Here is a 1,211-nt window from a genome sequence, read left to right as displayed (position 1 = left end):
CTGACCCGCTCCGAATGGCCGCCGACCATGTGTCGGATATGCAGCTTGGCCAGTTCGTTATCGGTCAGGTCGACCACCGGGAAGCCTTGTTCGCTCAGGCTGGCAATCAGTGCATGGCGCGGGTCGCGGTCGGGATGGGTCTGCACGCCGACGAAGATGTGCGCTTCGCGGTCGGTGTGATAGCGGTAGTTGAACTCGGTGATCTGCCGCTTGCCGATGGCTTCGCAGAAGGCCTTGAAGCTGCCCGGCCGCTCGGGGATGGTCACCGCGATGATCGCTTCGCGGCCTTCGCCCAGCTCGGCGCGTTCGGCGACATGGCGCAAGCGGTCGAAGTTGACGTTGGCACCGGAATCGATGGCCACCAGCGTCTGGCCCTGCACGCCGCGCAGTTCGACATATTTCTTGATGCCCGCCACACCGAGTGCGCCGGCAGGTTCGGTGATCGAGCGGGTATCGTCGTAGATGTCCTTGATCGCCGCGCAGATTTCATCGCTGCTGACGGTGATCACTTCATCCACGTAATGCTGGCAGACTTCAAAGGTGTGATGGCCGATCTGCGCCACCGCCACGCCATCGGCAAACAGCCCGACCTGACTGAGCACCACGCGCTCGCCGGCGGCCATGGCAGCCTGCAGGCAGTTGGAGTCGTCCGGCTCGACACCGATGACCTTGATCTCCGGGCGCAGGTATTTGACATAGGCGGCGATGCCGGCGATCAGGCCGCCGCCACCGACCGGGACAAAGATTGCGTCCAGTTGGCCTGGGTGCTGGCGGAGGATTTCCATCGCCACCGTGCCTTGCCCTGCGATGGTGTCCGGGTCGTCATACGGATGGATGTAAACCAGGCCTTGTTCGTCGACCAGTTTCAGCGAATGCGCCAGCGCTTCCGGGAACGAATCGCCATGCAGCACCACCTGCGCACCGCGCGAACGCACGCCTTCGACCTTAATCTCCGGGGTGGTCTTGGGCATGACGATGATGGCCTTGATGCCCAGTTCGCGGGCGGCCAGCGCCAGGCCCTGAGCATGGTTGCCGGCAGACGCGGTGACCACGCCGCGCGCCAGTTCATCGCGCGACAGTTGCGCCAGCTTGTTGTACGCGCCACGGATCTTGAAGGAGAACACCGGTTGCAGGTCTTCGCGCTTGAGCAGCACCTGATTACCCAGCCGCTCGGACAACTGGCGCGCGCCGTGCAGCGGGGTTTCGATGGC

Annotated in this window: 1 protein-coding gene; it reads right to left on the bottom strand. The window is 63.9% G+C overall.

Annotated features, from left to right (window positions below):
* On the bottom strand, positions 1 to 1,211 hold a 1,211-nt coding region (gene ilvA, locus ACYAS9_RS21935), incomplete at both ends, for a threonine ammonia-lyase, biosynthetic (RefSeq protein WP_463570408.1).

This window comes from Pseudomonas sp. HP_08 (assembly GCF_055284095.1).
This window is presented reverse-complemented; position numbering and strand designations above follow the sequence as displayed.